At 65.5% G+C, this 2,426-nt stretch carries 3 protein-coding genes; 2 read left to right on the top strand and 1 reads right to left on the bottom strand.

Going from position 1 to position 2,426, the window contains the following annotated elements; genetic code table 11:
* Window positions 1–814, bottom strand: an 814-nt coding sequence (locus tag EB084_23765) for a hypothetical protein (GenBank protein NDD31279.1), incomplete at its 3' end; no start/stop codon positions are given.
* A 143-nt stretch (window positions 815–957) separates the two neighbouring features.
* Between EB084_23765 and EB084_23760 the strand changes: the two genes are divergently transcribed.
* Together EB084_23760 and EB084_23755 are read left to right on the top strand one after the other, a co-directional pair.
* The gene (locus EB084_23760) at window positions 958–2,022 is read left to right on the top strand and encodes a hypothetical protein (GenBank protein NDD31278.1); all 1,065 of its coding nucleotides are present in this window, start codon (window positions 958–960) and stop codon (window positions 2,020–2,022) included.
* Window positions 2,019–2,426 (top strand): hypothetical protein (locus tag EB084_23755; protein NDD31277.1); only part of this gene is annotated, 408 nt, incomplete at its 3' end. The genes EB084_23760 and EB084_23755, both read left to right, overlap by 4 nt.

Below are 2,426 nucleotides of genomic sequence, written 5' to 3'. Positions count from 1 at the left end.
GCTGTATTAGCGTTCCGGCTCTTCCTCGCGACTCGATGACATTCCACGGCTCGCAGGTTGTGCTCGTCAGGGAAGGGGGGATCCAGGGGCTCTCGCCGTCAATCCCGACGGCTGCGCTCAACGTGAGACCGCTGCCGTCTTGGCGGCGATAGAGCGCCGCGAATGGCACGTCGTAGGGGTCGGTGCCCAGGGCGCTCACGAGGCTGCTGTCGAGAGCATCGGTGGTCACCGTGGTGGAGCAGGCGCCCAGTCGGTGGAGCAGCCAGAGCCTGCGCTCAGCCACGATCGGACGCGTGGTCTCCAGACACGTCACCATGACGCCGCGGACGGTGTTCTCAGTATCTGTCAGCGGGACGAAGGCGAGCGTGAAATAGGTCTCCTCGATGGTGCCCGCTCGGGTGATGGGGCAGCACTGGTCGTCAACGAGAACGGCCTGTCCGCTCTCGAACACGCTCGCCAGGACGGGCTGGTCGATGTGCCAGACCTCACCCCATGCATCTCGTGTCGAACGCCCCAGTGCCCTGGGGTGCTTGAGGCCTGCCAGGCGCGTATACGCGTCGTTGTAGAGCTGAATCAGCTCAGGTCCCCAGAGGATGTCGACGGCCAGGGTGCTGCGCAACATGGTCGGCACGGCAAACTGCAGGAGGGGAGGCCAGGTCTCCACGCTTCCCAGGGGCGTGCTGGTCCAGTCGAATGCACGCATGCGTTGGGACATCTCGCTGTCGCCGGGAAACACGCTCGCCAGGTCGAGATGGCGGGATGGGCTGGGGTGTTGCAAGGAATGCGGTGCGCTCTCGTCTTCAGGACCGTTCAACGCAGGGGCTCCCTTCGTCTCTTCCCCGTATACCTACCCCGAACGTGGCGACGGTACCGAGTGTCCCTGCCGACGCCGGTACGGAAACAACGGGGTAACAACCGCTTCTGGAGTGGGCGCTATACTGGTGGCACGAGGATTTGATGGGAGAGTCTGCCATGATCAGCGCCGCCGCGCCTTCGACCCCGAAGATCACCCTGCTCGCCGAGGGCGAGACCGGCTGCCCTCGTGTCTCGGGCAACGGCAAGGTGGTGGTCTGGAGCCAGATGGTCGATGGCCACTCCGTCATCTTGAAGCACGAAGACGGAGCCACCAACCAGATCAGTGAAGACGGCTATGATTGCGTGAATCCGTGCCTCTCAAATGACGGCAGCGTCATCGCCTACGCGCGCTACACGCCAAGCCAGGACGAGAAGCGACCTGTCGGCAGCTTCGATGTCTACCAGTATCGCGACGGTGAGAACACCCCCGTGGCGGCGGGTCCCGGGAACGAGTACGAGGTGGAAATCTCGAAGGACGGCAGCACCATCGCATGGGACGACGACATGGACGGGTCGTGGCTGAACTGGCGGGTGGGCAAGTGGCACGGTGGCGAGACCACCTACCTCACGAACGGAGACATCAACTCCGAGTTCCCCTTCATCGCCGGTGACACGAACCAGGTGTACTTCCACCAGTCGAAGAGCGGACGCGTTCGCCTGGCCACCGAAGGTCCCAATGGCAGCATCATCACCGCGGCCACCGGCCCGGGTGATCTCGTCTGGCCGGACGTCACCGATGACGGCAAGAGCGTGATGTGGACCGACAACTCGCGGGTCAACGATCAGATTCTGCGCCAGACCGATGGTCAGCTGGCGACCGATGTGCAGCAGGACGGAGTTGATTGCACCTGGGCGCGCATGAGCGGTGACGGGTCTCGTATGACGTGGACCCAGTTCGACCGCCGCGTGGCCGATCCGTCGAAGCCTGTGGCGTCGGTGGCCTTTCGTGAGAACGGGCAGACCGAGACCCTCGCGGTGGGCGACGTTCAGGGATTCCCCTCGATGCCCGATCTCTCTGACGACGGCAAGACGCTCACCTGGCTGTGGGTGGCCAACGAGGAAGGCGCGCACACGCGGGTGTATATGTGCGAGCGCGAGAGCGACGAAGCACCCGCGCCGCCGTCTGAGCCCCCGCTCGCGACGGGTCCGCAAGGAGAGAAGCTGTGAGATCCATTGTCTTCATCGCGCTGGCTGCGCTGCTGACCCTGTCTGCGCTGCCGCTTCCGGCGCGTTGCGACGATCGCGCGCGTCGAGAGGCCTGGGAGATCGAGATGAAGCGCCGGGCCGCGGAGGCGTGGCAGCAGCAGTACATGCGCGACGTCGAGGCGCGGCGCAAGGCGGAGATGGCGGAGTTCGAGCGCAAGCGTCGCGAGGCGAAGGAAAAGGCCGAGCGCGAGGCGCGTGAAGCCGAGGCGCGTCACGAGCGCGAGCGGCAGGAGGCCGACCGTCAGGAGCGTGAGCGTCTCGCGCGCAAAGCCCGAGAGGCGCGTGAAGAGGAAGCCCGCCGTCAGGCCCGCCTCGAGGAGGCCCGGAAGGAAGAGGCCCGTCGTCAGGCCCGCCTCGAGGAGGCC

Source organism: Pseudomonadota bacterium (assembly GCA_010028905.1).
Taxonomy (GTDB): domain Bacteria; phylum Vulcanimicrobiota; class Xenobia; order RGZZ01; family RGZZ01; genus RGZZ01.
Note: the sequence above shows the minus strand (reverse complement) of the source record. Positions and strands in the feature narration are given on the sequence as shown.